This window comes from Actinomadura sp. BRA 177 (assembly GCF_013372625.1).
Classification (GTDB): Bacteria; Actinomycetota; Actinomycetes; order Streptosporangiales; family Streptosporangiaceae; genus Spirillospora.
In genome coordinates this window covers 1-528 of record NZ_JABXFD010000037.1, presented here as the reverse complement: position 1 = coordinate 528, position 528 = coordinate 1, and the positions used below count along the sequence as shown (strand labels likewise).

Sequence of the window (528 nt, the reverse complement as noted above, 5' to 3'; positions counted from 1 at the left end):
CAAATCGCAGATGAGAACCCTCAACCCCACCCCGAAAGGCAGAACCTCGAAGCCCTCACCAGAGATGCTCGCGTCCACTGTGCAGTTCTCAAAAAACAACCGGGCCCACCAGCACCGCCACACTCATCGCGAGTGAGGCGGTGTCTGGTCCCGCAGTCCGAGGTCACCGGGCTAAGCCCGTTTCCTCAGGACCCAACAGCGTGTCCAACCCCCCACCTGCCCGAGACCGCCGTTCCCACTCCCCCGGGCCGAGACCCAGGGGCGGTACTTGCCGACTCACACAGGCGGTGAGCTGAGTAGCCAGTGCTCCACATCTATGAGCAGCCACCCGGCGAACGTGCGCCGCCGATGATGGCCACCGACCCGAGCTCTTCCCACTGGAAGCAGCCTGGGCCAGTTGATGCTCCTTAGAAAGGAGGTGATCCAGCCGCACCTTCCGGTACGGCTACCTTGTTACGACTTCGTCCCAATCGCCGGCCCCACCTTCGACCGCTCCCCCCCTTGCGGGTTGGGCCACGGGCTTCGGGT

1 rRNA gene is annotated in these 528 nt (G+C 64.4%); it reads right to left on the bottom strand.

The annotated features are described in order from the left end of the window. Positions 1–411: 411 nt before the first annotated feature. A 16S ribosomal RNA gene (locus HUX53_RS00170) occupies positions 412–528 on the bottom strand; the annotation flags it as partial.